Genomic DNA, 25354 nt, shown 5'->3' with positions numbered 1-25354 from the left:
TGGCAGATTAAAATGAAAGATCTATACCAACAACCGCTGAGCGGGGATTAGGCATATTAGAACTTACAATACCGTTGTTGGCGGCGGCTTCCGGATCAAAGCCAATGTATTTGGTCATGGTAAATACATTTTGTGCAGATGCGTATATGCGTGCCCGTGATATTTTAGCTTTGCCCAGTATGGATGCCGGTATATTGTAACTTACCGAAAGGTTACGTAGACGCACATACGACGCATCGTATACAAACTGCGTGGAAGGGCGATAGTTCCAGTCGATGGTTTGTCCGGCGCCATGAACGCCTGTGATGGCTCTTGGCACATCGGTGATATCGCCTTTTTGTTTCCAGCGCTGGTTAATGACGTCAAATTTATTTGGCATTACACCGAAGTATCCGGTGCCATAGTCTCTTAATGTTTGTTCATAAAAGTCGTATACTTTGTTGCCAACTACATAGTTGAATAAAGCTTCTATCGTAAAGTTTTTGTAAGACAGGGTGATGTTGGTACCACCGGTGAAGGCGGGTAAAGCAACGGGTACGGTGATAAGGTCATTGCTATCCCATTTGCCGTCTTTGTTCTGATCTTTATACAGCATATCGCCGGTTTGCGGATCTACCCCCAGCGATTCATATACCTGTACAGAACCGAGTGATTGTCCTACTTTGGCTTTGGTCATAGGGCCGCCGAAAACGAAGGCGCCATAGTTGGTAAGCGAATCTTTCAGCGACAACAGCATGTTCCTGTTGATGTTCATATTGGTTTCCACTTTCCAGGAAAGAGCCGTGCCGGCGCGGCTACTGATACCAAGTTCAAGGTCAAAGCCGTAATTCCGGATGCTGCCGATATTATCGGGGATGCTGTTGGCGCCATAGATCCAGGAGACGTCGTTGTTACTCATGAGACCATCGGTGGTTTTGTTGTAATAGTCGGCCGAGAAAGAGAGGCGGTTGTTCAGCAATGTTACATCGATACCTGCATCTACCTGTTTGGTACGCTCCCAGCGGATATTGGGGTTGCCTACTAAAGTGCCCAGCATTAGGGCTGGGTTGCCTATATAGGAAGTAGCATTAAGCAGGTTTTGTGCATCGAAATAACCCAGCGGTCGGATGTTGCCGCTGATACCATAGCTGCTGCGGATCTTTAGTTGATTAATCAGCCTGCTGTTTGCGAGGAAGTTTTCGCGTGCGATGTCCCAGCCCCCGGAAATAGAAGGGAACCAGCTGTAACGATTGTCTGCATTTAATTTAGAGGACCCGTCGCGGCGGATGGAAGCGTTGAGCATGTATTTACCTTCCCAGTCGAAGCCGGTCCGCAGAAAGTAAGCATCAGAAATTTCCTTGTTGTTGCCGTTATAGCTGCCGATGCTGAAGGTGCTGCCATAGCTGGATCCGGCGGCGCCGCCGGTAATACCGTCTATTTTCGGGAAGCCGTTGAGGTCATAGCCAAAGTAACTGAGTTGATTGTTGTAGAACGTATAACCCAGTGTGGCATTGATTCCCAGTCGGCTTATTTTTTTGATGTAGGTGAAATAGTTATCAAAGTTATAGGAGAAGTTATCAGTTCCCTGGTTTTTGAATATGCCCTTATTAAAAGCGCCCAGGTACCCACTGGCAGGGGAGAAGGTAGTGGTGAGGCCATTAAATTTTGTAGCATTAAAGGATGACCGGAAGCTAAGTTCTTTCAATAACTTAACATCCGCCGAGAGGCTACCCAGGTATACGTTGTTTTTGTCTTTGTTGTTATTGTCCAGCATGGAGCCCAATGGGTGTTGTTGCTGGGCAACATAATACCCCAGCGAACCATCGGGATTCAGTACCGGGTCTTCCGGGGTATCCGGGCGGGCGTTGAATGCGTTGACGATAGGGTTGGAGATATTTTTCCTGACAGACTGGGTGATGTTGATACTACCGTTTACTTTCAGCCAGTCGGCTACCTGCTGGGTAAGATCGAGCCGGCCAGTGTATCGTTCGAAGTTACCGGTTCCGATGGAGGCGGCTTCCGAATAGCGGCCGAGCGACATATAGTAATTGTTTTTATCACCGCCACCGCTCATGCTGGCCTGGATATTACTGACAGGTGCATTTTTATTTTTTATTTTGTCGAGCCAGTCGGTACTTCTGTCGGCCATGTGTAATCCGTTCACCTGGCTTTGCAGTGTTGTTCTTTCGTTGTTGAGCTGGCTGATCTTGGCTGGTGTCAGGTTATCGGGGTTAGCCAGTTGCGTATTGATATCAGCGATACGGTTGTTACGTGCATCCATGAAAGCGGAGGTATACTGCTCCGTGTTCAGCATATGCCGGGAGGTAGGCACGTTATTTACCCCGGTATACATGTTCAGGTTAAAGACCGGTTTACTGTTTAGCTTTCCTTTTTTGGTGGTAACAATAATTACACCGGTAGAACCTCTTGCGCCATATATGGCGGCAGAAGCGGCGTCTTTTAATACTTCAATGGATTCGATATCCTGTGGGTTGATGTTGTTGATAGAGATGGTATTGCCTTCTACTATCAGACCATCTATCACGATCAAAGGATTGGTGCTGGAGGCATTGACAGACTGTGCGCCGCGGATCAGGATATTAGGGGTATTGCCCGGACTACCGTCTTTCGACGCTACAAATACGCCGGCAACGCGGCCGGTCAATGCTTTTCCAAAATCGCTGCCGATGTTTTTTTCAGGAGCCAAAGACCCGCTTTTCAGGGTAGAAATGGCATTGGTCACCTTACCTTTCTGTTGGGTACCGTAACCTACTACTACCGCATCAACGAGATTGATAGCCCTGATCTGCATCATTACCGGGCCTGCTTTGATAAGGTTGGCGGCTACGACTACATTTTCAAACCCAACAGAAGAGATCTGCAGTTGAGCATTTGCGGGAACATTGAGTTCAAATTCCCCTTTTTCATTGGTGGTAGCGCCTTTGGCAGATCCTACTACTTTTACGGTGGCTCCAGGTACCGGTTGATGGGAAACCGCATCCTTTACGGTTCCTTTTAGTACCTGTTGTGCATAAACGGATACACCGGACATGCACAGAAGGATAAATAAAAATGACTTTCTCATACAATTGTTGGTTGATTTTTACGATATATGAACTGTCCCCGAACAAGCATCCAAAGTACTTATCCTGTTATTATCTGCGTTAGAAAATGGACATACCCGCTGCGAAAATGTACATTCCCTCTTTTGATAGGTATAAACCCCTTTTTTAGGCCAGTAGCGGGTGTGAAAAGCATGAAACCACGTTTTGCGGGTACTTTCGGGCAAATAAAATGTACGAACGGACGTTTTACAGGGACGAAAAAAATAAGTGACGATTTATGCCGAAACCGTTGCTGCAAATACTATCTTCAATATCGTAAGTGTATATGCGACACAATAAACCATACCGTTATCTTGTACATCTGGCCGTTTGTATGGCTCTCATCCTGCTGTATTGCTATCCGCAGCTGAAAGGGGGCTGGGCTTCACCATTTTCGCTGAAGTGGACGGTAGTGCGGTTTATATTGTTCGGCTTTATTAATTTTCATCTTTTCTACCTGCTGGTATTTGGATTACTTCAGAAACCGGTACAACATAAACAGTATGGGAAGGCCATCCTGTATACGCTGGCAGCCATCATTGTTTTTTCGGGAATTAAATATGCAGCAGGATACTTCTTTTTCCCGGACCAGGTGTTATTACGCGGGATCCCTTTTATTGGCCGGCCTAAAATATACATGACCTTCCTGCAATATTTACCGGAAACGCTGAAAACAGGTTTGGCTGTTGCCTTGCTGGCCTATGGCTACCGGTTGTTGCTTCAATGGCGGAATACGGCTCCGCAGGACCGTTTGCTGGCCACAGCGGCAGCCCAGGCAGGCGCGCGTTATGAACGTATGCAGGAAGGGTCCAGGCAATTGCTGCATTACCTGCAACAGCTTACACCGGTGCTGGAAAATGAGCAGACCCGTGAGAAACAGGGTACAAAGGCCATCCTGTTATTGTCCGACCTGCTGCGGTATATGTTGTACGACAAAGCCCTGGAAAAAGATAAGGTCAGTTTTAAGAAAGAACTGCTGAACTATGAACGTTACCTGGCATTGCGGAGGATTTGTCATCCGCAGCAATTGCTGACGCTGCAGGTGACCGGGGAAGACAGCAATAATATGATAGAAGCTTTGCGTCTGCAGGATATTACGGAGAGAAGTTTACAGGAACTAGCCGGTGTTATCGGTGAAATTGTAATTTCCGTGCATGTTATGGAAGACTCGGTAGCGTTGTCTGTAACACCGGTACCCGCTGCTGTTTCCATCTCCCCAAATAAAATTAAGTTATACCCGGAATATGCATAATACCCGTAAAAATATCGTGGAGCTGTTGGTCCTCTTGCTGGTATGGATGCTGCTGGTATATGGATTGAATGTGGCGATGGCGGTGAAGCGGACGCCGGAACTTCAGTGGAAAATGTTTATTAATTATGGCTTTTTCGGACTGCTTAATTTTATTCCGTTTTATATTTATCTCCGTTGGATCATACCTCCCTTTCTGCAAAAAAATAATTGGGTAAAGCTGTTGTCGTTACTGTTGCCGCTGATGCTGGGAACGATTGTGCTGAAGTATTTAATAGCAGATCATTTTTTCCGGGAGGAGGTATTGTTTTCCGGTTACAGGTATGAACACAGGGAAAAGGTGTTCTTGTATGTTTCAGCAACAAACTATTTTATCAGTAGTCTATGGGGCGGTGCTGTAATTGTACTGGCGGCTTTTTCCTACCGTTTTTTCATTTTATGGCTGGAAGAAGATAAGCGCAGGGCTATCTTGCAACAGCAGCAATTACAGGCGGAATCAGGTTTTCTGAAGATGCAGCTGAATTCACATTTTCTGATCAACAGTCTTAACAGCATTTATTCACTGGCGCTGATGGATTCTCCGGAAGTTGTAAGAGCCCATAAAACGCTGACGGATCTGCTGGCCTATATGGTGGAACAACCATCGGATATTGGCTACAGGGCGCCTATTGCGGAAGAAATACGCTACCTGCAGGATTTTGTAACTTTGCAGCGTATACGTACCGGCTGCCAGGAAGGGATTGTTTTCAGACTGCCGGAACAGGTGCCTGATAAGGAAATAGCGCCTTTACTACTGGTACCTTTTGTAGAAAATGCTTTTAAACATGGGGTCACCAACCGCCCGGAGAAGCCCGTCCGCATTACGCTGGAATGCACCCAACAGCAGATGGTATTTACGGTGCATAATTATATTTCCGGCTACCAGCGCGACAAAACCGGCGGCATAGGGTTGGACAATGTGCGGAAACGTTTACAGCTGCTCTATCCCGGCCGGCATGAACTGGAAATTCTGGACATGAAAGAAGAATATTGCAGTAACTTAGTGATTAACTGGTAATGATATGGCAGTAAAGTGTATAGTGGTCGATGATGAGCCACTGGCGGCGCAGGTGCTGGTAGCGTTTATCAACAAAACGCCTGACCTGCAGTTATTGAAAACGTTTCACAATCCACAGGAAGCGTTGCTTTTCCTGAAACAGGAAAAAGTAGACCTGGTATTCCTGGATATACAAATGCAGGAACTCAGCGGCCTCGAATTTATGCAGCTGGCGCCTCCCGGTATTCATATCGTTATTGTATCCGCCTACGACGAATATGCGGTAGAAGGCTTTGACCGCGAAGCGGTAGACTACCTCCTGAAACCTGTATCCTTTGAACGCTTTGCCCGCTCCGTGCAACGGGTGCTCGCAAAAAATACAGGGGCTATTTCCCAGCCTGCAGGAACAGATTATATTTTTGTGCGTACCGATAAACGCATCGTACGGGTGGATGTAAAGGATATTCTTTTTGTAGAAGCGTTACGCAATTATGTAGCCATACAAACTACTACGCAGAAAATTCTCACGTTGCAAAACCTGCGCAGCTTTGAAGAAATACTGGCGCCATTCCGGTTTTTACGCGTGCACAAATCCTATATTATCTCACTGGATAAAATAGACAGTATAGAAAGACAAAGGATTTTTACGGGCGCACATAACGTACCTATCGGTGACGCCTATATGAAACAGTTTATGGAGGCGATTAATATGCCGAGATAGTTAGTTTCTCAAACAATATTTTTCTAAAAAAAATTGTTTTGTAATTTATTTATTCGAAATAAATATTGTAATATTGTGATAACATAGTCCGCCACCCCTCTGTATACAAGGGCAAATCTGGCGGGCTTTTTTTATTTTCCCCAAACTATGGTAAAGGTTCAATACAGGGCCCCTTCTCTCTCCATATCTGAACAAATCATGCTGGAAGTATAATCTACCAAACAATATTTTTATTAACTCCACAGCCGTATTGTTTACAGGTCTATGTCTAAAACAATATTACTGCCATCAAGAGCGAAGCGCACGTTTTTGAATGAAGTTAGTGTGGTAAGCCTACATTAGTTCCGCATATTCATCAAATTCACCAGCACCTTTATCATCATTTCCTTTTCATCAGGTTTGGATTCCGCTATCATCAGCGTGAAAGCTACCAGTGCATTATCGCCGATCTTTTTGGACCCATCGGTATGATACAGGATATTGTTTTTGTCCAGGAACCACACAAATAAAAACGCGGCTATCCTTTTGTTGCCATCAGAAAATGAATGATTTTTGGTGACAAAGTATAAGAGGTGCGCCGCCTTTTCTTCTACGCTGGGGTATACATACTGCCCGCCAAAGGTTTGATAGATGGCTGCCAGGGAGCCCTGAAAAGATTCATCTTTTTCGTTGCCAAAAAGGGTGCTGCCACCGAATTTGTCGCGCAGCCCAAGGATGGCGCTCATTGCCACAGGGTAGGTGATTTCAAAGAGATTTTCCGCAGTGGCGGATTCAATTGCTAAAACCTGGTGGTCGTACTTATCCAGTATGTCTAACGCGTACGCATAATCGTTTAATATCTTTAACAGGCCGGCGGATTCGGAATCTGGGGTTAAGTGTTGCATGGCGTTTATTTTTCGGGTACCAAGTTAGGCAATTTACATAGATTTGCAGCGGCTCAATTTTATATTGTTTATGCGGCTGCTCTTGTGCCTCATGGTTGTTTTGTTCCTTGTTGCCTGTTTACCGCGGGCAAGAAGTACCCATCCGGTAACCCTCGTTTTAAAGGATAATCGTGGTGTTATTAAAATGGATATACCCAATGAATGGGATACATTAATACAATGGACGCACTATTCAGATTGCGGTCCACCCTGCGACAAGATTAAATACAGGTTTCAGCCTAAGATATTTCCTATTGCGCAGGAGAATGGCGAGCTCTATACAAAATCTCCGGCTGATTCTGTAGACCAGTTAACCATCGAACACGAAGCAGAGAAATTTGCCGGAAGCGCACCAGATATTGCCAGCTTGCGAAACGGAATGAAGCAAATGCTATTAAAGGAGGGATACCGGGATCATTTAGTGATAGATACTGTTATAATGGGGGGTAAAGATTCGATTCCAGTGACCGGTTTTTCCAGGGAGGTAAGTCACATCAAAAAATTTAATATCAGAGCATTGGTGAGGTTGAAGGGGGATCTTGTATTGTTTGAATTTGAGTTACGTTCAAGAAAACCGGTGTTGAAAGACGGAATCTTTGTGCAAAAAGTCACGGACATAATCCGCTCTCTGAAGCTCGTAGACTAGCTGTGTTTACCATCAATATGAAAAACGCTGAAACCCCGCTTTCGCGAAGCTTCAGCGCTCTCTAACTTTTCTTACTTCTCTGCCTCGTGAATCGCTTTCCCCGTTTTTTTGATTGTATCTGGTGTAATTGAATTGCCATTCATGCCCGGTGTAGCCTTCTCTGCTTCATGAATCGCTTTCACGGTTTTTATGACTGCATCTGGTGTCACTGAAATACTATCAATGCCCTGCGCCACCAGGAATTTGGTGAACTCCGGAAAGTCCGATGGTCCCTGTCCGCAGATACCGACCTTTACTTTTTGCTGTTTGGCCACTTTTATCAGGTGGGCAATCAGGCGTTGTACGGCCGGGTTCATTTCATTGTAAAGATTGGCTACCAGGGAAGAATCCCTGTCGAGACCAAGTGTGAGCTGTGTCAGATCATTTGATCCTATCGAGAAACCATCAATGAAGGCTGAAAATTCTTCTGCCATCATAATATTGGAGGGTATTTCTGCCATCAGGTATACTTCCAGTCCTTCTTCGCCGCGACGTAATCCAAATTCTTCCATGGTAGCAAGTACCAGTTGCAGTTCTTCTACGGTTCTGCAGAACGGGATCATTACTACTACATTCTTTAGCCCCATGGTATGCCTTACTTTCCGGATGGCCTTACACTCCAGCTCAAAGGCTGCTTTGTATTGGGGGGAATAGTAGCGGGAGGCGCCTCTCCAACCGATCATCGGATTTTCTTCCGTAGGCTCAAAGTGTTTACCACCGAGCAGGTTGAAGTATTCATTGCTTTTAAAATCCGAGAAGCGAACAATCACTTTCTCAGGGTAAAAAGCAGCGGCAATTTTCCCGATACCATACGCGAGTTTGTTTACAAAGTAGTCTTCTTCATTATCATGCCCCTGTATCAGCTGGGCAATTTTGGCAGATAGATCGGCGTCGTTGAGTGTTTTATGATGCAGCAACGCCAGCGGATGTACTTTGATATAGTTGTTGATGATAAATTCCTCGCGGGCCAGCCCTACGCCTTTGTTAGGCAGGTGGGTGAACTGGAACGCCATGGAAGGCGATCCTACGTTCAGCATGAGCGGGGTATGTATAGCGGGGAGCTGTGACAGGTCCAGTTTGTCTTCCCGGAAAGGCAATATGCCTTCGTATACGATACCATCGCTGCCTTCAGCACAGCTGACGGTGATTTCCTGGCCGTCGTTTAATTTTTCGGTGGCATCGCCGCAGCCAACAATAGCCGGGATTCCCATTTCACGCGCTACAATGGCGGCATGACAGGTACGACCGCCTTTATTGGTAACGATGGCGGAAGCCATTTTCATGATAGGTTCCCAGTCGGGGTCTGTCATGTCGGTTACCAGTATATCACCGGGTTTGAATTCGTTACCGGTAATAAGGCGGTTATCGAGGGAAAAGAGGATATTTACCTGGCCGGTGGCGATCTTATCACCTACGGCAATGCCTTTTAGTATTTGTTTTGCCTGGGCTGTATGTTCGATGGCGTAAGAGGTGATCATATTATGATCTTTCCTGGAGTGGATGGTTTCCGGGCGTGCCTGTACGATATACAGGTTGCTGGTAAGCCCGTCTACTGCCCACTCAATATCCATCGGGCACCAGCGGCCTTTCTTTTCTGAATAGTAGGTTTCAATACAACGCACCCATTCAGCAAGTTGCATGATTTGTGCGTCGGTCAGGCAAAAATGCTGCTGCTGCTTTTTTTCTACCGGGATGATCCTGGTTCGTTCATCGCTGCTTTCACCGTACACCATTTTCTTATCTTTTACACCCAGCTTTTTTTCTATGATAGGGGTATAACCCTGCTGCATACATGGTTTGAATACGATGAACTCATCGGGGGAAACGGCTCCCTGTACGACCATTTCACCAAGACCAAAAGAACCGTTGATCACTACCACTTCTTTGAATCCCGATTCGGTATCCAGGGAAAAAGCGACGCCGGAAGCGCCAAGGTCGGAGCGGACCATTTTCTGTACGCATACGGACAAGCCTATACTAAAGTGGTCGTAGCCGAAGTTGGCGCGATAGCTGATGGCCCGGTCGGTAAACAAGGAGGCGAAACAGTTCCTCACAGCATCTATCAGGGCAGCAGGTCCCCTTACGTTCAGGAAGGTTTCCTGCTGACCGGCAAAAGAGGCATCAGGAAGGTCTTCCGCGGTGGCGGAGGATCTTACGGCTACATCGGTTTGTTCCTGGTCGTATTGCTGGGATAATTGCTGGTAGGCGGCAATGATTTCCTGGCTCAGCTCATGCGGAAACCGGGTGCTGCTGATCGCTTGCCTTATTTTCTGCCCCGCCCGGCGCAGGGTAACTATGTCTTTAAAATCAATAGTGGCTACCTGCTCTGCTATAAATTGTTCCAGCCCGCTTTGTTTCATAAAATCATAATAGGCGGTGGTGGTAATGGCAAAGCCGTCAGGGACTGCAACCCCCATTTTTTCGAGGTTGGAAATCATTTCACCCAGGGAGGCTGATTTACCGCCTACAAGGGCAATAGCATCCATGCCTACCGCTTTTAGCGGAAGTACAATACTTTGTCTCATGTAAAAATGAGTTTAATGAATAAAAAATATGGAAGGTTGATGGTCGTCTCCCAAACGTGGTTTGTTTCTCTGTCAGCAAATTATACCAAGCCGCGGTGTTATGACAACTACTTTCGCAAAAGCGAAAACAAAACTAAAAAAAGCACCTGCCACCGACTTTTTTTCCTAAATCAATAACAGGATCCCTATTTTTGATAAAAAATCGGACATGAGTTTCATACCTGACCAAATTGATATGTGTATAATGGACATATTACAGGAAGACGCCAGAACAACCAATAAAGAGATTGCTTCCAGGTTAGGTAAGTCGGTTACTTCTATATTTGAAAGGGTAAAACGACTGGAAGCAGAAGGGTATATCTTACGCTACATAGCGGTGCTTAATAAAAATAAGCTCGGTAAAAACCTGGTGGCCTATACCAGCGTTACCTTAAAGGAACACGGCCAGGACCGTTTGCCAGCCTTCGAAGAAAAGATCAATACCTTTCCGGAAGTAATGGAGTGTTATAAAATGAACGGACAGTTCGATTACCTGCTTAAAGTATTGGTAGCTGATATGGAAGCCTATGAACATTTTAACCTCACAAAACTCTCCCGGCTCGATAACATCTATAAGATCCGCAGCCTGTTTGTTTTGTCAGAGTCGAAATGCGAAGTAGAATTGAACCTCAAAACAGGACAGCAAATAAAGCCCCAGCAAAAAAATAAATAAATTTAAAAAGTAAATTTCCCGGTTACCTTACCACCGGGAACTGTGAAATCCGCAGCTTGGTGCAACCATAAGGTACCAGCGTAATCTCTTCTTCCTTTCCCATTTCCATACCATATGTAATACTATAGGGAACAGGGCCGGTCATTTCGTTATACAACTGCCAGGAGGGAATACGTTTTGCTGTAGTTTTTATGGAGATGGGTACATGGGCGGTGGTCCACGGATAAGCAGCCGGCGCACCGGCGCTTTCTACCTTGTAACGTGCCTGGAGCTGGTCATCCGGCGTTTCAATGAGGGCATAGTTCCATGGGCTGGCAGGGCGCACTTCAAAATAAGCAGCACCGTAATCCAGCGGGTCTTTGGTATTGTTTACCGCGGTAATAGTTTCGGCTATCTTCAAGGCATAGGTAATAGGTCCCCGCTCTACCGACATGGAGTTTTCATACCAGGTATTTTTGAAGATATGCATAGGCAGCTGCAGTTCCACTACATCACCATTTTTCCAGTCGCGCGAAACCTTTACCACCTGGTTGCCGGCGGCTTCCTGCCATACCTTCCCATTCACTTTAATAATGCCTTTTTTACACCATTCGGGGATACGCACATGAAAGGGAAAGTTCACTTTCTCTGGCGTGCTGAGTGTAAAGGTGATGCTTTCTCCAAACGGGTAATTGGTTTCTTCTTTGAAGGTGATAGGAGTTTGCTGTGCCACATACATTTTTACTTCGCTGGGAGCATACAGCAAGGCTGCTGCACCACTATCGGCGGTAGCATACCACAAGTTCCGGGTAAACTTCGGCCAGCCCTGGTGCATATTGGACGTACAGCAGGGATAACCGGATAACAGCCCGTAGCAAAGATCTGTGCCACTGTGATTCACATCAAAATTGCGGATATGCCGGGTAGCCATTACCTGGTTGGCCTGCTGGAAATACTGGCGGTTCATAAAGTCTTCCGTAATCTGTGATGGCAAAGCGTTAAAGGCAATTTTCTCCAGCTGGTCGGCATACCGTACCTCACCGCTTACTTCCAGGATGCTCTCCAGCGAAAACATCATTTCCACGGCGGTGCAGAGTTCAGATCCCTGTGTGGGATTATTGCCATGGAGGGCTTCATCGCCGCCATAAAGACCATGCGCCATACCATTGAATTTACGCAGGTCGTCGAATCCTTTGCGCGTGGCTTCCAGGTATTTTTTATCGGGATGCTGCTGGTAGTAAATCACCGGCTCTTTAATGCCCTGGGCGAGGTTTACGCCGTGAATGCTGCCCTGTTGTGATAACAGGCCGGTATGTAAAAATGCGTCGGTATAATCAAATGTCTGCTGATGGAGAAGGTCTGCCAGGTCGAGCAGGAACTTGTCGCCCGTAATATTATACAGCCAGTACACCACCATCAGGTTATCCCCGGCGCGATAACGTGCCCAGAAAGTCCAGTGGTCCAGCGGTTTTTGCGGGAGCTCTTTTAACTGGTAACGGAAGTAGGCGGTCATTAAATTAACCACGCGGGAATCGCCGGTGGCCTCATAATACTGCTGCAGTACTTTTAACATGACCATCTTTGGCCACCAATCCCGGCTATTGTCGCGTTGTATGCCGGGTTCGTAGCCATAGTCTTTTGCCGGACCAAAATAACCATCGGATTGCTGGCTTTTGATAGACCATTCCACCCAGGGTTTTACTTTGGCAATAAGGGCCGTGTCTTTCAGTATATAAGCCAATGGCAGCAGGCCATCTATCCAGTAAGGACCACGTTCCCACTGGTCGCCATCACCACCCAGCCATCCGTTACGCTGGTTCATCACCAAGGGATATAATTGATCCAGCTGACCGGTGGCGCCATTTTTTTGCTGCACCAGCATGGTTCTCAGCCAACCTTTGGGACTAATGGCGCCCAGTGGCAGCGCGATATAAGGTTTCTGATGAAGAGGAGCACGGTTTCCGTTATACTGAATTGTTTTTTTCGTTTGTGCCACAACAGCACAAGGAAGCGTAATGCTTAATAATATCGTAGAGGCAATGAGAATATGTTTCATATACAGTTGCTGTCGGTACTTGTTTCGCCGGCAAGATATTCCTAATTCTTCCTGGTGGTTCATTTAATCTGCTCATTCTTTCTATTAAATGTATCAAAAAAGGTTGTCAGGTAATTTATCCTTAAGTTTGACAGAAAAAGATGCGTCATTTGCTTTTCCTGCTTGGACTTTTATACATCAGCTCCACTCATGCCCAAACCCAACCTTTTTCAATCGGCGAAGTACGGCAGCTCCGTTCTGAGGTACTCAGCGAAACACGCACACTGAATATCTATCTCCCGGAGGGATATGAAAAAGATACCTCACAAACCTACCCGGTTATTTACCTGCTGGATGGTTCAGCCAATGAAGATTTTATCCATGTAACCGGTGTCGTGCAGTTCCTGACAATGATACAGCAAATGCCACCTTCCATTATAGTGGGTATTGCGAACGTTGACCGCAAAAGGGATTTCACCTTTCCCACAACAGTGGAAGCAGATAAAAAAGCGTATCCCACTACCGGGCATTCCGAAAAATTTATCCGCTTTGTGGAACAGGAACTGCAGCCGTTTGTACAACAGCATTTCAGGACCAACAAGGTGCGTACCATTGTAGGGCAATCATTGGGAGGGTTGCTGGCTTCAGAAATATTGATTACGCGTCCTCAGCTCTTTAACCGCTATGTGATTGTGAGTCCCAGCCTGTGGTGGGATAATGAATCGCTGCTGGCCAAAATAAAATACAGCCAGCCGGTGGATGCACAGGTGTTTATTGCCGTTGGTACAGAAGGCAAACAAATGGAACACGATGCGAAATTACTTTCCGATAAACTTACGACCCCGGTAGTAACGGGTATGTCTGTACGATTTGCTCCTATGCCGGCGGAAGATCATCTGACTATCCTGCATCATGCCGTGTATAAAGGATTACAGGTATTAAACGCAAAAAAAAGAGCAAAAGTAAAGCGATAAGGTAGTGGCAGGAAGGTTTACAGGAAGCGCAGGAAGATACTTGCATTCTCCAGGCTCTCCTGGTAAGAAATAGGTTTGGTAATAAAGGAGTGGGCGCCTAGTTCCATACATTTCTCTTTTTCAAATGGATTGATAGAAGTAGAGTATATGATCACAGGAATGTTTTTGAAACGTTCGTCGCTTTTCAGGTTTCGCAGGGTTTCGGTACCGTTCATCCTGGGCATGTTAAGATCCAGGATAATAAGCATGGGAATATTAGTGAGGGGATAATGATTGTTTAACAGGGTGAGGGCCTGTTCCCCATTTTCTGCAAAGCAAACGGTATCTGTGGCATTAACGGATTCCATTGAAAATTGAAGAATGTCTCTGTCTTCCGCATCATCATCTACCATAAGAATTTTCATCTCCATATATTTTATATAATCATCCCATGGTTGCCGGCCCTTAGCGGCTTTCCGGAAATGGTAACCTTTTAAACGCATAACAACAGTGGTAAATAGCTGTTATCAAAGCCAGTGCCACGATCTCCGGGCGATTTACAGCCGGTAGTAACGGCGGATACAGGCCGGGAGGGCCGGTGGCGTCTGCGTTTTTTTGCCCCAAATTGTGGAATCGTAACTTTTTCGGGGCGGGAATCGTTTCATATGTGAATTTTAAAACTTTAGTACAAATGCCTAATTTCGGGGCATCGTATAAAAACCTGTTTTTTTATGAATCTATACACGGCCGTAGCATTACCGGTATTCCTCCTGGCACTGAATCCCCAGGATCTTTACAGCAAAGACAAACCTGTAACGGAATACACCGCCCCCAAGCCCCAATCCCGTATCTCTTTTGGTAGTGGTATTGATCTTATCGTAAAAGGTCTGGGTTTAAATATCGATAACCTGCGCTTTATCAAAGCGCCTAAGGCGACCGATTATTTTAAGCTGGCCAATGACAAGGCTCCTTATGCCGAGGCGCTCATTATTGCGGCCAATAATGGTATCCAGTCCGGCCGTAACCTGCGTCCTGAAGCGCCTGCCACCAGGGAACAGTTTGCCCTGGCTTTGTATGAGGCCATCCAGGGTACTGGTCAGTACCCGGTGAATATGATGTGGCTGAATATAAAGGATGAAAAATCCTTTTCAGGCAACGCACTGAATGCAGTACAAACGCTTATTAAATTTAACGTAGCAGCATTGGAAAACGGCAATTTCCGTCCCAAAGCCTACATTACTAAAGCAGAAGCGAGTAAAATGGTAAAGAGTGCCGCTGATTTTGTGCAGTCACATAAGGGAAATGCAGGCGGAGAGCCGGCTACTACCGACGGGGTTACCTTTACAACCACCCCGGTGAATGACCAGGTAAACAGCGTGGTGCTTTCAGCAGGAAGCAAACCTACCGGCGGTTATCAGCTGCTGGTAACCCGTATTGATTTTACAGAAGAAAAAGAAGCAATCATCTACTATAAACTTACCAGTCCCGCTCCGGGCAGTATGACCATATAGGTAATTACAGAACCCAAAGCGGAAACATTTGTTCCCGCAGGGTATAGGGTGAGAACAGCGGTTAGCCATTAGCTGTTAGCTTTTAGTAAATGCAGCGGGTTTTGTCTTTATCAGGATTAAACTGATTTTGGTGATTGCAGGATTTTACTTTTTTGATTTAAAAAGATTAGGGAAGATATACGCGAATTTTATTCGCTTATGTCTTCCCTAATCTTTTTAAAATCTTCCAAATCACAAAAAAAATCCTCCAATCATCAAAATCAGTTTAATCCTGATAAAGACAAAACCCGCTGCATTTACTAAAAGCTAAAAGCTAATGGCTAACAGCTGACCCAATCACTGTCCAGTCTTCATTTCCGTGTCCTTTTTCTATCCAGCGGTCCATTTCGGCGGCGATAGCGGGGAGTACGGAAAGAGGGGTGTTCGCTTTTTGAGCGGCCTCGATAAACAGCTGGGTATCTTTCCGGGCCATACTTAGTTCCCAGGAAGGGTTGCTATAGTTGCCGGAAGTCATCCGCTGCAGCCTTGCAGGTAAACCGTTGCCGGGATTCCATAAATCAAAGAGGGAGCTAATATCACTGATGGGCAGATCAAGTGCTTTGGCCAGTGAAAGGGTATCGGCCAATCCGGCGGTGAGACTTACCAGGAAACTATTGCCCACCAGTTTCATGCCGGCGGCCTTGCCTGGTACATCGCCAAAATTGATCACTTTTCCGGTCATTTTGGAAAGGGAAGGGATAAGGGTACCGATTACCGTTTGATCGCCGGAAACCAGCATGTAGCCGGTACTGTCCAGCGCGTTTTGCGGACCCATAAATACGGGCGCATGCACATACGTAAATCCACGTGCCGCCCATTCTTTGGTCCGTTGTACAGCTCCATCGGCGGAGGTGGTGGTATGATCAATGATCACCGCACCTGGAGTGAGTCCTGCTGCTACGGCCTCTAATACTTCATTTACGGTGTGGTCGTCTTTCAGCGTCAGATGTACGCGGCTGGCGCCTTTTACGGCTTCGGCTGCACTGGAAAATGCCTTGGCGCCATATGCTTCCAGCGCAGCAGCTTTGGCGGCGGTGCGGTTCCATACCTGCACCTGTTCATTTTTACTGATCAGTGCCCTCACGAAATTTGACCCCAGAAGGCCCATGCCTAAGAATGCTATCATAACCTTTTTTAACCGAAGATAACAAAAGGGAAGCAGGCATCCCAACCTATGTCGCAAGCTTGCGGCCGTTGCTGGTACCGGCCGCAAGCCTGCCGGCTGTCAGTCCTGATATTATCAGGATTATCATAGTAATCAAATTAATCACAGTCACGTTTTGGCTTTTTCGAAACGGCCGTTATCATTACCGGTATTGCGGCTGGTTTGTAATAATATCACGACCGGGGTATGGAAATTTTTTGTTTCCAGGCGAAGAAAATATTCGTTTTTACCGGTTACTTCCGGCGTAATGGCCTGTGCGGGATTTTCCAGTGTTGCGGCATGTGTCAGCGTAGTTTGCTGCGGCAGTTTCACGCGGAGATCGCCGGATACAGGTACGTTGCATACTACCATGAAAACACTGTCGGTACCGTTTTTACGGATATAATATCCCCAATCCTGTTTTTCAAAACCGGCGTAACCACCGTTATAAATAGCGGCGCCATTTACTTTCATCCATTGACCGATTTCCTGCATGCGTTGTACTTCTTCTGTACGGAAGGTACCATCGCTTTTGGGGCCAAAGTTGATTACGAAGTTGCCAGCGAGTGAAGTGGATTTGACCAGCATTTCAATCAGCTCGTTAGCCGATTTGATATGCCCGGCCCATCTGGCATTGTAGCCCCATTGGTTTTCGGGGATGGTCATTACGCCTTCCCAGTCGTTGCCATGTATATCGGCGATTTTTTCCGGCAGTTTGCGTTCCCATCCCTGTTCGTAGTCGCCCATGAGCCGGCCGTTGCTGTCGAAGTGCCGGGCGCCTTTTTCGTCGGCGCGTAAGCGGCTGCCGATGATCAGGCCAGGGTGAATTTTTTGCAGGTATTGTTCCAGTTCATCGGAGAAGGCGCCGTCATTTTTCCAGGAGTCATCCCAGGTGCCGTCAAACCAAAAGCCTTTTATCGTTGGGTATTTTGTGAGCAGTTCCTGCAGCTGGTTTTTGACGAATACTTTAAAACGGCCGTAGGCGATACTATCGGCCGGTGTTTTCGGTGATGCGCGCCAGTCGGGGTGGTTCCAGTCGATGATGGAAAAGTAGAGATATACATCGATGCCATTTTTATTATAGGCATCTACCATAGGACCGATGATATCTTTTTTCCAGGGAGAGGAAGCTACCGTATAGCGGCTGTATTTACTGGGCCATAAACAGAAACCATCATGATGTTTGGTGGTGATGATCATATATTTTGCGCCCATATTTTTGGCTTGCAGGGCCCATTGTTCCGGCTGATAATTTACCGGGTTAAACTGTTTATAGAGGTTGTCGTATTCGGCCTGTGGCATTTCTTTCCAGGAGCGGATCCATTCGGCTGCGCCGTTATAGGTTTTACCTTTCCATTCGCCGCCGGGAATGGCATAGAGGCCCCAGTGAATAAACTGGCCAAGACGCAGGGATCTCCAGCGTGCCATGCCGGCATCCGTTCTGTTTCCAATGCGATGAGCGCCATGTTGCAGGGTGATACTATCTTTTGCTGTTGTTTGCGCCAGGCTGTGCAATTGCAACAGCAGCAATGCGCCGGCAGCAGCGGTACAAAGTTTTTTCATGTTCATCAGTTAATGGGTCCAGGTAATGGTATCCGTAACTACTTTTCCGTTACGTGTACCCGTTGCGGTTATTGTGTTTACACCGGTGTTGAGAGTGATGTTGTCAAAAATATGATCCTTTTGATTAGCGCCATAGTGGCCTGTTACGGTTTGCCCGTTGTTTACGCGGAGGGTAATATGTTCCATATTACTGAATACCTCTACCTTTACCGTGCCGGGTTTCCTGATATTATTCCGGCGTTCCGTGATGTAGACCATGGGTTCGGGATTCCAGTTGGCCTTGTACCAGTAGAACGCATCTTTTTTCTGTTTGCGGTCGTAGGTGATCAGGCCCTTCAGGTTCCTGGCATTTACGCCACCCCTGTTCCACATGGGCACGGCAAATTCAAACATATTCCACAAATAGGAAGCGGTAATATACGGGTGTTTTTCTATAACGGACCACTGTTTCACATGAGTGGCCGTTTGATAGGTTTCGGGGAAAAATTGTCCGCTTACCGGGTCAAAATCTACCGAAATACTATCTGTGTGCTGGTTAATATTTCCATCCGCGCCATATTCTGTGAGCATCAGTTTATAATCGGGATATTGTTGTTCCAGGCCGGTTATCCATTGTTCGATATCTCCTGTTTTTCCTTCATACCAGCCATAGTAGCGGTTCATGCCCTGTATATCGGCTGCCAGGTTCGCAGGCCGGTTCATTTCTCCATACCCGCTTACAGCAACAGTATACCTGTCGGGGTCCTCTGTTTTGGCAAGGTCGTTTAGCTGACGGGTAAGCACCGCCACATGTTCATCCGGTGTTTTGGAATACACTTCATTGTGCATGCCCCATACATAAATGGAAGGGTGATTCCTGTTTTGCCGGATCAGCTCTGTGAGTTGCTGGCGGGCGTTTTCACTTTCTTTCCCGGAGAAGTTGTTAACAAAGGGGATCTCTGCCCAGATCACAAAACCCATGCTATCGCATTGCGAGTAGAGGTATTCGGATTGCTGGTAGTGGGCAAACCGGATGGTGGTGGCGCCTATTTCACGGATCAGGTCGAGATCGGCTTTGTGTTGTTCATTGCTAAGTGCGTTGCCACAGTCCTGCCATTCCTGGTGGCGGGTAACGCCATGCATCGTATAGGGGTGCCTGTTAAGGAAAACACCCTTGCCGGCGATCACTTCAAAGCGGCGTATACCCAGTGGTTGGGTAACGGCGTCGATAGTGTGCCCGTTGGCAATGATGGAAGTGGTCAGCGAATAAAGATAGGGATCTTTCAATCCGTTCCATAGGTGCGGACGTGTAACGTCCAGGTCTTGCCGGATGATGTTGATGCCCTGCGGACTTAGCTCAGCTGTTTTAACTACTACGGCTACACGTTTTCCCTGCCGGTCTTTTATTTCCGTTTGTACCTGTACGTTAGTAAGATGCGCCTGTTTGTTTTCGATTTTCGCGGTAACGCTGATGCCTGCTTTTTTATCGCTTACATTGCGTTGGCTGATGGCAATACCGGCGGAGGCGTAGTCGGTGGTGGTGATATTGATATCGTTGGTGATCAGCAGGTTCACCGGGCGGTACATGCCGCCGAAGATACCAAAGAGGAAGTTGTTGATGGGCAGTACATCTTCCCTGGCTTTATTATTGGCTTTCAGCACAATGGTATTTTCTTCGCCATATTTCACCGAGTGCGTGATTTCAAAACAGAAGGCGGCATAAGAGCCTTTATGTTCGCCGATGAAGCGGTTGTTGACATACAATCCGGCCACAGAGCCCACGCCATCAAACCGGAGAAACAATCTTTTCCCTTTGAGTTCAGGTCCTGGTGTAAATAATTTTTTATAGCAGCCATCGCCTGCGTAGAAATTTTTGCCCTCCTGCATGTCTTTGCTGTTCCAGGTATGCGGAATAGCTACCTTATTCCAGCTGGTGTCTGTTTGCCCGGGTTCCGCCACCATAGGCCCTTTTCTGAAAGTCCAGCCGTTGTTGAAGGGAATTACTTTTCTTCCTTCCTGGCTGTACCCCTGTAAAAACAGGAGTACAACCAGGCACGAAAGGAGTGTGCATTTATTCATCTGTGCTGATTATTATTTGCTATAGCCGTCGTTCTGTGTTAGTGCGGCATCTTTGTTCACATCGATTTCCGCCTGCGGAATGGGTAAGTGTATGTTGAAGTCGCTGATGGTAGGTGCTACTTTCGGATTATATTTCCGTACTCTTTCCACCAGTTTTTTTGTTCTGATGAGGGTGAGTCTGCGCAGCTCTTCTGCGGTCAGTTCCCTGGCTCTTTCATCGAGGATATAATCCATGGTTACGTCGCTGGCCTGTATAGGCGTAGCGTGTGCGCGGTTGCGGATCACGTTGATGCTGGCAGCGGCGTCGCCGGGGCGTCCCTGCTGCAGCTGGGCTTCGGCCAGCAGCAGGTAGGTTTCGCCAAGACGCATTTGTATCCTGTCTTTATACGACTGAGCGCCTTGTATATCCTGTGGCTGGAACTCGTACCATTTAGTGGTATGTGCGTAAATATTCTGGATGGTATCAAATCCGCTAACGGTGACCGGTTGGCCGTATTTAGGGGAAGCCGGATCATTGTAGTAATAGTTACGACGGATGTTATAAGGCGAGTTACGCATATCTTTTTGTTCGTACAGTTCATAGGTCCACCAGTTGGTAGGCCTGATCCTGCCTATGCCGCGGCCGCCGAGGGAATCGCAGACTTTCATACCGGCCACATTTACGTAGAATGGTCCCCATTCGCGGCGGCGCTGATCAAAGGCGGAACCGCCACCGGTAACATTATATTGCTGTTCTATTACCCAGATGGCTTCTGTATTGCCCTGGCTGCGGCGCATGTTGCCGTAGGTAAACATATCTGCAAACGGATCACCGGGCAGCGATGCTTTGGTACCGTAGCGGGCAGTGATGAGCTGGAAGAATTTGCTGTCGATAACACGTTTGGCTGCCGCTTCCGCATCTGCGGGTTTGTTGGCGCGGAGCGATGCTTCGGCCAGCAGTTGTGTTGCTGCAAATTTATTGATGCGGCCTTGTTTTGTTACGCCTGCCGGGTCGGGAAGATGTGCTTCCGCAAAGGTAAGATCTGCGATGATCTGCTGTATCACGGCATCTTCTGTGGCCCTGGTGTAATCGGTACGTGGCACGGATACGGGCGCGGTGATGAGCGGCACGCCGCCAAACAGGATCGACAAATGATTATAGGCATATGCCCGGAAGAAACAGGCTTCTGCTTTATAAAAATCGCGTTGCTCCTGGCTGAGGGTAGCGGCCGGATTTTGAGATGCGTTGATAATTACGTTGGCCGTATTGATCACTTTATATCCCCAGTTCCAGATGTTTACCAGCGAACCGGTTTGAGAATTGAGGTTCTGATAATTTTCATACGGCGCCTGTACGGTATTCGGCTGACCGGTAACAGCCATATCGGTGCCTACGTAGAAGGTGGCCAGTAACCCCTGCACATCCCCGTAATCGTTACGTACGTTGCTGAGCATGCCGGTGCTGGCAGCTTCAAAGCCCAGGGGATCTACCAGTGTGTTATCCGGTGCGTAATCGGACTTGAGGTGTTCGTCGAGAAAACTTTTGCTGCAGGAAGACAGGCTCGTTATGAACACACCTGCTGCCAGCATTCCGCATATATATAAGCTTTTTTTCATCGTCATATCTTTTTAAATTAAAAACTGATATTTACCCCCATGATGATGGTGGTGTTAAGCGGATAAAAATCCGAACTCTGCTGCCCTGCGCCCTGTCCGTTATTTAAACGTGCGTCTGAGGAGGTGATGGTCGACGGAGATGTTTCCGGGTCATAGCCCTGCCATTTGGTAAAGGTGGCGAGGTTACGGCCGCTGACATACACCTGCAGGTTGGAAATTTTAGAACGCTGTAATACCTGTTTATCAAAATTATAACTGAGTGTAACATCCTTCAAGCGGATAAAAGAGGCATCCTGCGCATACTTATAGCCTTTTGGATTGGTATAGAATAAAGCAGGATTGGTGTTGATTTTATTGTCGAAAGTCCAGTAAGGAATTTCTGCGGGCAGGTTAATGACGCCAGCCTGGTCCCTGTTATCGAGGATATTGTTGGCACGTAATAAGCCGTGTACATCCTGCAGGAATATGTTTAAGGTAAAGTTGTTGTAGCGGAAAGTATTGGTTAAACCGGCTACATATTTTGGTAATTGAGTACCGAGATAGGAGCGGTCGGCCGCATCTATTTTGCCGCTGTTATCGATGTCTTTGAATTTGATATACCCTGGTTTTGCACCCGGATCTACTTTTGCATCTTCACCTACCTGCCAGATACCGGTCATGGTATAATCGTAGATGCCCAGCATGGGTTTACCGATAAAGAGGTTGTTACCGATATCATCTTTATTATCGCCATAGAGGGCTACTACTTTATTTTTATTAAAGGAGATGTTGAAAGATGTTTGCCAGGAGAAGTGATCGGTTTGGATATTGCGGCTGTTCAGCAATATCTCCAGTCCTTTGTTGGCTGTTTCACCTATGTTATCATAGATAGAAGTATATCCGTTGATGGCAGGAATTTTCCTGTTCAGCAGCAGGTCGTTGGTATGCGTGCTGTAAACTTCAATGCTGCCGCTGAGACGGTCGTGTAAAACGGCGAAATCGATTCCTGCGTTGAGGCCGGAAGTGGTTTCCCATTTCAGGTTGGGGTTACCTATGGTGTTAGGCACTACGCCGATGGTGGTAACACCATCGTAGATGTAGTTGGCGGTGGCGAGCCTGGACAGTGTTTTATAAGAACCAACGGCCTGGTTACCGGATTTACCATACGAGGCTCTTAACTTCAGCTGGGTGATGGTTGGTATTGCGGCCATGAATTTTTCCTGTTGGATATTCCATCCTGCGGCAATAGAGGGAAATACGCCATACTTGTTATTGGCGCCGAACCCGGAATAGCCGTCACGGCGGATGGTAGCGGTGAGCAGGTAGCGGCTGTCGTAGTTATAATTTACCCTGAACATTTGCGACAGCAGTGCGCTGCCGGTATAGGAGGTCGTCGTTTTCTGCACCTGTGCGGCTTTCAGGTTGTTGAAATCCAGGTTATCATTTACGAAGGAAGAGGCATCCAGTTGGGAGGTAAATTGTTCATCCTGCTGGGCGCTATACAAGGCGGTAAAATCCAGGGCATGTTTTTTCACATGCAGGTTGTAGCTCAGGATGTTTTCTACGATCCACTGTTTGTTTTCTTCGTTATATACGCTGGCGGTACCCAGCATATCGCCCATTTTGCGGCCGCTGTAGTCGGCACTGCGGCTGGGGCGGAAAGCATAGGAAGCGTTCATGTGGTACTTCAGTCCTTTCAGGAAAGCGGGTGCAGCTTCTACATATCCGCTGGAAGTGATGTTTTTACCACGGTCAAGTCCCGGATTGTACAGGTTGATGAGCGGACTCATATACAATGTTTGCGGGGCAATGGGATATACTTCATAATCGCCGGCTGCATTGTACAGGGAGCCATAGGGACTCAGCGCGTTGGCATCAAACAGGGTGGCTTTGCCGCCGTCCTGGTTGTTGTTCACAAAAAACATATTTACACCTGCTTTCAGCCAGGAGGTAACGTTGGCGTCTATATTGGCGCGGATACTGGCGCGGTTGTACTGATAACCCTTGATGGAGCCTTCTTCTTTCAGATAGGTGCCGGATACATAGTATTTAACGTTATCGGTACCGCCGGAAATGCTTAGTTCATGGCTGTGGATATATCCCTGTTGTTTGATTTCTTTGAGCCAGTCTACTTCCGGTGTGCCGTTGGCAAAATTCTTTTGTTCAGTAAGGTAAGGCAGGTCTGGCGCATCGGGCCGGCCGGCCTGGATATTATACCAGTGATTTTTAGTGCGGTACTCTTCACCATTCATTTGTTTCACGGTGTTGGACTGGTACTCGGGTCCTGCATAACCATTATAGGATATAACAGGTTTGCCGGTTTTTCCTTTTTTGGTGGTGATCATGATTACACCGTTGGCGCCGCGTGATCCGTAGATGGCGGCGGCTGAAACATCTTTCAGCAGGTCGATGGAGGCAATATCGTTTGGGTTGATATCATTATAGGAGCCACTGAAAGGAATTCCATCGAGTACTATCAGCGGTGCGTTGCTGGCATTGATGGATTTCAGTCCGCGCAGATAGAAGGCGGGAGAGCTGCCTGGTTTGCTGCTGTTGCTCACGATATTAACGCCGGGGGTAGTTCCTTGAATCGATTGCAAAACATTTGTAACGGGCAGGTTCTGCAGTCTTTCTTTAGGCACAGAAGCCACTGCGCCTGTTACATCGCTTCTTTTCTGGGTACCATATCCAACTACTACCACTTCGGTTTGTTGTTCAATGGATGCTTTCAATACCACGTTAAACGTGCCGTTGCCCGTTACTGTTACCTCCTGCGGGATCATTCCCAGGTAGGAGAAAACCAATACCTGCGGGCCATCAGCGGCAATATGAAGGGTATAGGTGCCATCTGTTCCGGTGCTCACGCCCTGGGAAGTACCCTTTACCCTGACGGACACCCCGGGTAAAGGGGCGCCTGCTTCGTCTGTCACCTTTCCATTTACATCTGCCGGTGGCGCGGTGATGGTAAGGTTGGTAACGATGGGTGTTGTTGGTTTGGGAGAAATAAAAATCGATTTGTTGACGATTTCATACTTCAGTGGCTGATCTTTCAGCATCAGGTCGAGAAACGCGCGTACAGGTGCGTTTTCCACCTTCATGGTAACGGGGCTGGCATTTTTCAATACGTCCCTGCTGGCCACAACAGTGTAGCCGGACTGCATTCGGATGACGGTAAAGATTTTTTCCACCGGTACATTTTTTCCTGACCAGGTGATGAGTTGTGCATACCCGGTGGCATTCACATTTAACAGAACGACCGTAAGCAATAAAAATGTCAGTTTCATAACTAACAGCATTTTGGTTGGAAACCAGCTCCGGTTAAGTACTTTCGTTGACGTAGGTACATAGCGGGCCTGGTTACAAAGAGCAATTTTTTGCATAGCTTTGCATTGATTTGGCTTGTAAATAGATAGTTGTCTGGAATACTCAACTGCTTTGCATAGCTGTAATCTTTTAACCGGAGGTGGTCGAAACACCTTCGGTTTTTTATTACCAGTATCCTTGGCAGTGATGGCTGAACTTTAGTTCACTGTTTTTCTATAACATTCTTTCTTTGGTTGTGT

Annotated in this window: 17 protein-coding genes; 7 read left to right on the top strand and 10 right to left on the bottom strand. The window is 47.0% G+C overall.

Annotated elements, in window-relative coordinates; translation table 11 throughout:
- Window positions 1-7: 7 nt before the first annotated feature.
- On the bottom strand, window positions 8-3064 hold the full coding sequence (locus tag KE626_RS27585) for a SusC/RagA family TonB-linked outer membrane protein (RefSeq protein ID WP_211976256.1): 3057 nt from the start codon (window positions 3062-3064) through the stop codon (window positions 8-10).
- A gap of 305 nt (window positions 3065-3369) precedes the next feature.
- On the opposite strand from KE626_RS27585, the gene KE626_RS27580 reads away from it, so the two are divergent.
- Genes KE626_RS27580 through KE626_RS27570 form a run of 3 tightly spaced genes read left to right on the top strand, consistent with a single transcriptional unit; the run spans window position 3370 to window position 6089 of the window.
- On the top strand, window positions 3370-4335 hold the full coding sequence (locus KE626_RS27580; protein WP_211976255.1) for a histidine kinase: 966 nt from the start codon (window positions 3370-3372) through the stop codon (window positions 4333-4335).
- Window positions 4328-5389, top strand: coding sequence for a sensor histidine kinase (locus tag KE626_RS27575; protein WP_211976254.1), 1062 nt, complete (start codon window positions 4328-4330; stop codon window positions 5387-5389). Before KE626_RS27580 ends, KE626_RS27575 begins: the two co-directional genes overlap by 8 nt.
- A 4-nt stretch (window positions 5390-5393) precedes the next feature.
- Entirely contained in the window at window positions 5394-6089 is a 696-nt protein-coding gene (locus tag KE626_RS27570) for a LytR/AlgR family response regulator transcription factor (RefSeq protein ID WP_211976253.1), read from the top strand.
- A gap of 338 nt (window positions 6090-6427) precedes the next feature.
- Here the strand turns inward: KE626_RS27570 and KE626_RS27565 are convergent, their stop codons facing one another.
- Entirely contained in the window at window positions 6428-6973 is a 546-nt protein-coding gene (locus KE626_RS27565) for a type II toxin-antitoxin system death-on-curing family toxin (RefSeq protein WP_211976252.1), read from the bottom strand.
- A gap of 91 nt (window positions 6974-7064) precedes the next feature.
- Here KE626_RS27565 and KE626_RS27560 point away from each other — a divergent pair, with 91 nt between their 5' ends.
- Entirely contained in the window at window positions 7065-7658 is a 594-nt protein-coding gene (locus tag KE626_RS27560; RefSeq protein WP_211976251.1) for a hypothetical protein, read from the top strand.
- A 71-nt stretch (window positions 7659-7729) separates the two neighbouring features.
- Here KE626_RS27560 and ppsA read toward each other — a convergent pair whose 3' ends face one another.
- The gene (gene ppsA, locus KE626_RS27555; RefSeq protein ID WP_211976250.1) at window positions 7730-10222 is read right to left on the bottom strand and encodes a phosphoenolpyruvate synthase; all 2493 of its coding nucleotides are present in this window, start codon (window positions 10220-10222) and stop codon (window positions 7730-7732) included.
- A gap of 208 nt (window positions 10223-10430) precedes the next feature.
- On the opposite strand from ppsA, the gene KE626_RS27550 reads away from it, so the two are divergent.
- Complete coding sequence (locus KE626_RS27550; RefSeq protein ID WP_211976249.1) at window positions 10431-10934, top strand: Lrp/AsnC family transcriptional regulator; 504 nt, start codon at window positions 10431-10433, stop codon at window positions 10932-10934.
- Window positions 10935-10956: 22 nt separating this feature from the next.
- Here KE626_RS27550 and KE626_RS27545 read toward each other — a convergent pair whose 3' ends face one another.
- Window positions 10957-12969, bottom strand: coding sequence for a beta-L-arabinofuranosidase domain-containing protein (locus KE626_RS27545; protein ID WP_211976248.1), 2013 nt, complete (start codon window positions 12967-12969; stop codon window positions 10957-10959).
- Window positions 12970-13109: 140 nt separating this feature from the next.
- On the opposite strand from KE626_RS27545, the gene KE626_RS27540 reads away from it, so the two are divergent.
- A complete protein-coding gene (locus tag KE626_RS27540; protein WP_211976247.1) occupies window positions 13110-13922 on the top strand; it encodes an alpha/beta hydrolase in 813 nt (270 codons plus the stop codon).
- Window positions 13923-13939: 17 nt separating this feature from the next.
- On the opposite strand, the gene KE626_RS27535 is transcribed toward KE626_RS27540, so the two are convergent.
- Complete coding sequence (locus KE626_RS27535) at window positions 13940-14326, bottom strand: response regulator (RefSeq protein ID WP_211976246.1); 387 nt, start codon at window positions 14324-14326, stop codon at window positions 13940-13942.
- Between the two features lie 306 nt (window positions 14327-14632).
- On the opposite strand from KE626_RS27535, the gene KE626_RS27530 reads away from it, so the two are divergent.
- Complete coding sequence (locus KE626_RS27530; protein ID WP_211976245.1) at window positions 14633-15412, top strand: protease complex subunit PrcB family protein; 780 nt, start codon at window positions 14633-14635, stop codon at window positions 15410-15412.
- Between the two features lie 313 nt (window positions 15413-15725).
- Here the strand turns inward: KE626_RS27530 and KE626_RS27525 are convergent, their stop codons facing one another.
- From KE626_RS27525 to KE626_RS27505, 5 genes are all read right to left on the bottom strand, one after another.
- The gene (locus KE626_RS27525; RefSeq protein ID WP_211976244.1) at window positions 15726-16577 is read right to left on the bottom strand and encodes an NAD(P)-dependent oxidoreductase; all 852 of its coding nucleotides are present in this window, start codon (window positions 16575-16577) and stop codon (window positions 15726-15728) included.
- A 147-nt stretch (window positions 16578-16724) separates the two neighbouring features.
- Window positions 16725-18158: an alpha-L-fucosidase gene (locus KE626_RS27520; RefSeq protein ID WP_211976243.1), complete on the bottom strand. Its 1434-nt coding sequence runs from the start codon at window positions 18156-18158 to the stop codon at window positions 16725-16727.
- 9 nt (window positions 18159-18167) lie between these two features.
- Window positions 18168-20216, bottom strand: a complete 2049-nt coding sequence (locus KE626_RS27515; protein WP_211976242.1) for a glycoside hydrolase family 2 protein — start codon at window positions 20214-20216, stop codon at window positions 18168-18170.
- Between the two features lie 12 nt (window positions 20217-20228).
- On the bottom strand, window positions 20229-21812 hold the full coding sequence (locus KE626_RS27510) for a RagB/SusD family nutrient uptake outer membrane protein (RefSeq protein ID WP_211976241.1): 1584 nt from the start codon (window positions 21810-21812) through the stop codon (window positions 20229-20231).
- A 17-nt stretch (window positions 21813-21829) separates the two neighbouring features.
- On the bottom strand, window positions 21830-25075 hold the full coding sequence (locus tag KE626_RS27505) for a TonB-dependent receptor (RefSeq protein WP_211976240.1): 3246 nt from the start codon (window positions 25073-25075) through the stop codon (window positions 21830-21832).
- Between the last annotated feature and the right edge of the window lie 279 nt (window positions 25076-25354).

This window comes from Chitinophaga hostae, from assembly GCF_018224885.1.
GTDB classification, from domain to species: Bacteria; Bacteroidota; Bacteroidia; order Chitinophagales; family Chitinophagaceae; genus Chitinophaga; species Chitinophaga hostae.
Note: the sequence above shows the minus strand (reverse complement) of the source record. Positions and strands in the feature narration are given on the sequence as shown.

What these genes read in the sequence shown, in the direction of transcription:
- KE626_RS27585 (WP_211976256.1), bottom strand. Translation starts at nt 3,064, where the DNA reads ATGAGAAAGTCATTTTTATTTATCCTTCTGTGCATGTCCGGTGTATCC.
- KE626_RS27580 (WP_211976255.1), top strand. Translation starts at nt 3,370, where the DNA reads ATGCGACACAATAAACCATACCGTTATCTTGTACATCTGGCCGTTTGT.
- KE626_RS27575 (WP_211976254.1), top strand. Translation starts at nt 4,328, where the DNA reads ATGCATAATACCCGTAAAAATATCGTGGAGCTGTTGGTCCTCTTGCTG.
- KE626_RS27570 (WP_211976253.1), top strand. Translation starts at nt 5,394, where the DNA reads ATGGCAGTAAAGTGTATAGTGGTCGATGATGAGCCACTGGCGGCGCAG.
- KE626_RS27565 (WP_211976252.1), bottom strand. Translation starts at nt 6,973, where the DNA reads ATGCAACACTTAACCCCAGATTCCGAATCCGCCGGCCTGTTAAAGATA.
- KE626_RS27560 (WP_211976251.1), top strand. Translation starts at nt 7,065, where the DNA reads ATGGTTGTTTTGTTCCTTGTTGCCTGTTTACCGCGGGCAAGAAGTACC.
- ppsA (WP_211976250.1), bottom strand. Translation starts at nt 10,222, where the DNA reads ATGAGACAAAGTATTGTACTTCCGCTAAAAGCGGTAGGCATGGATGCT.
- KE626_RS27550 (WP_211976249.1), top strand. Translation starts at nt 10,431, where the DNA reads ATGAGTTTCATACCTGACCAAATTGATATGTGTATAATGGACATATTA.
- KE626_RS27545 (WP_211976248.1), bottom strand. Translation starts at nt 12,969, where the DNA reads ATGAAACATATTCTCATTGCCTCTACGATATTATTAAGCATTACGCTT.
- KE626_RS27540 (WP_211976247.1), top strand. Translation starts at nt 13,110, where the DNA reads ATGCGTCATTTGCTTTTCCTGCTTGGACTTTTATACATCAGCTCCACT.
- KE626_RS27535 (WP_211976246.1), bottom strand. Translation starts at nt 14,326, where the DNA reads ATGAAAATTCTTATGGTAGATGATGATGCGGAAGACAGAGACATTCTT.
- KE626_RS27530 (WP_211976245.1), top strand. Translation starts at nt 14,633, where the DNA reads ATGAATCTATACACGGCCGTAGCATTACCGGTATTCCTCCTGGCACTG.
- KE626_RS27525 (WP_211976244.1), bottom strand. Translation starts at nt 16,577, where the DNA reads ATGATAGCATTCTTAGGCATGGGCCTTCTGGGGTCAAATTTCGTGAGG.
- KE626_RS27520 (WP_211976243.1), bottom strand. Translation starts at nt 18,158, where the DNA reads ATGAAAAAACTTTGTACCGCTGCTGCCGGCGCATTGCTGCTGTTGCAA.
- KE626_RS27515 (WP_211976242.1), bottom strand. Translation starts at nt 20,216, where the DNA reads ATGAATAAATGCACACTCCTTTCGTGCCTGGTTGTACTCCTGTTTTTA.
- KE626_RS27510 (WP_211976241.1), bottom strand. Translation starts at nt 21,812, where the DNA reads ATGAAAAAAAGCTTATATATATGCGGAATGCTGGCAGCAGGTGTGTTC.
- KE626_RS27505 (WP_211976240.1), bottom strand. Translation starts at nt 25,075, where the DNA reads ATGAAACTGACATTTTTATTGCTTACGGTCGTTCTGTTAAATGTGAAT.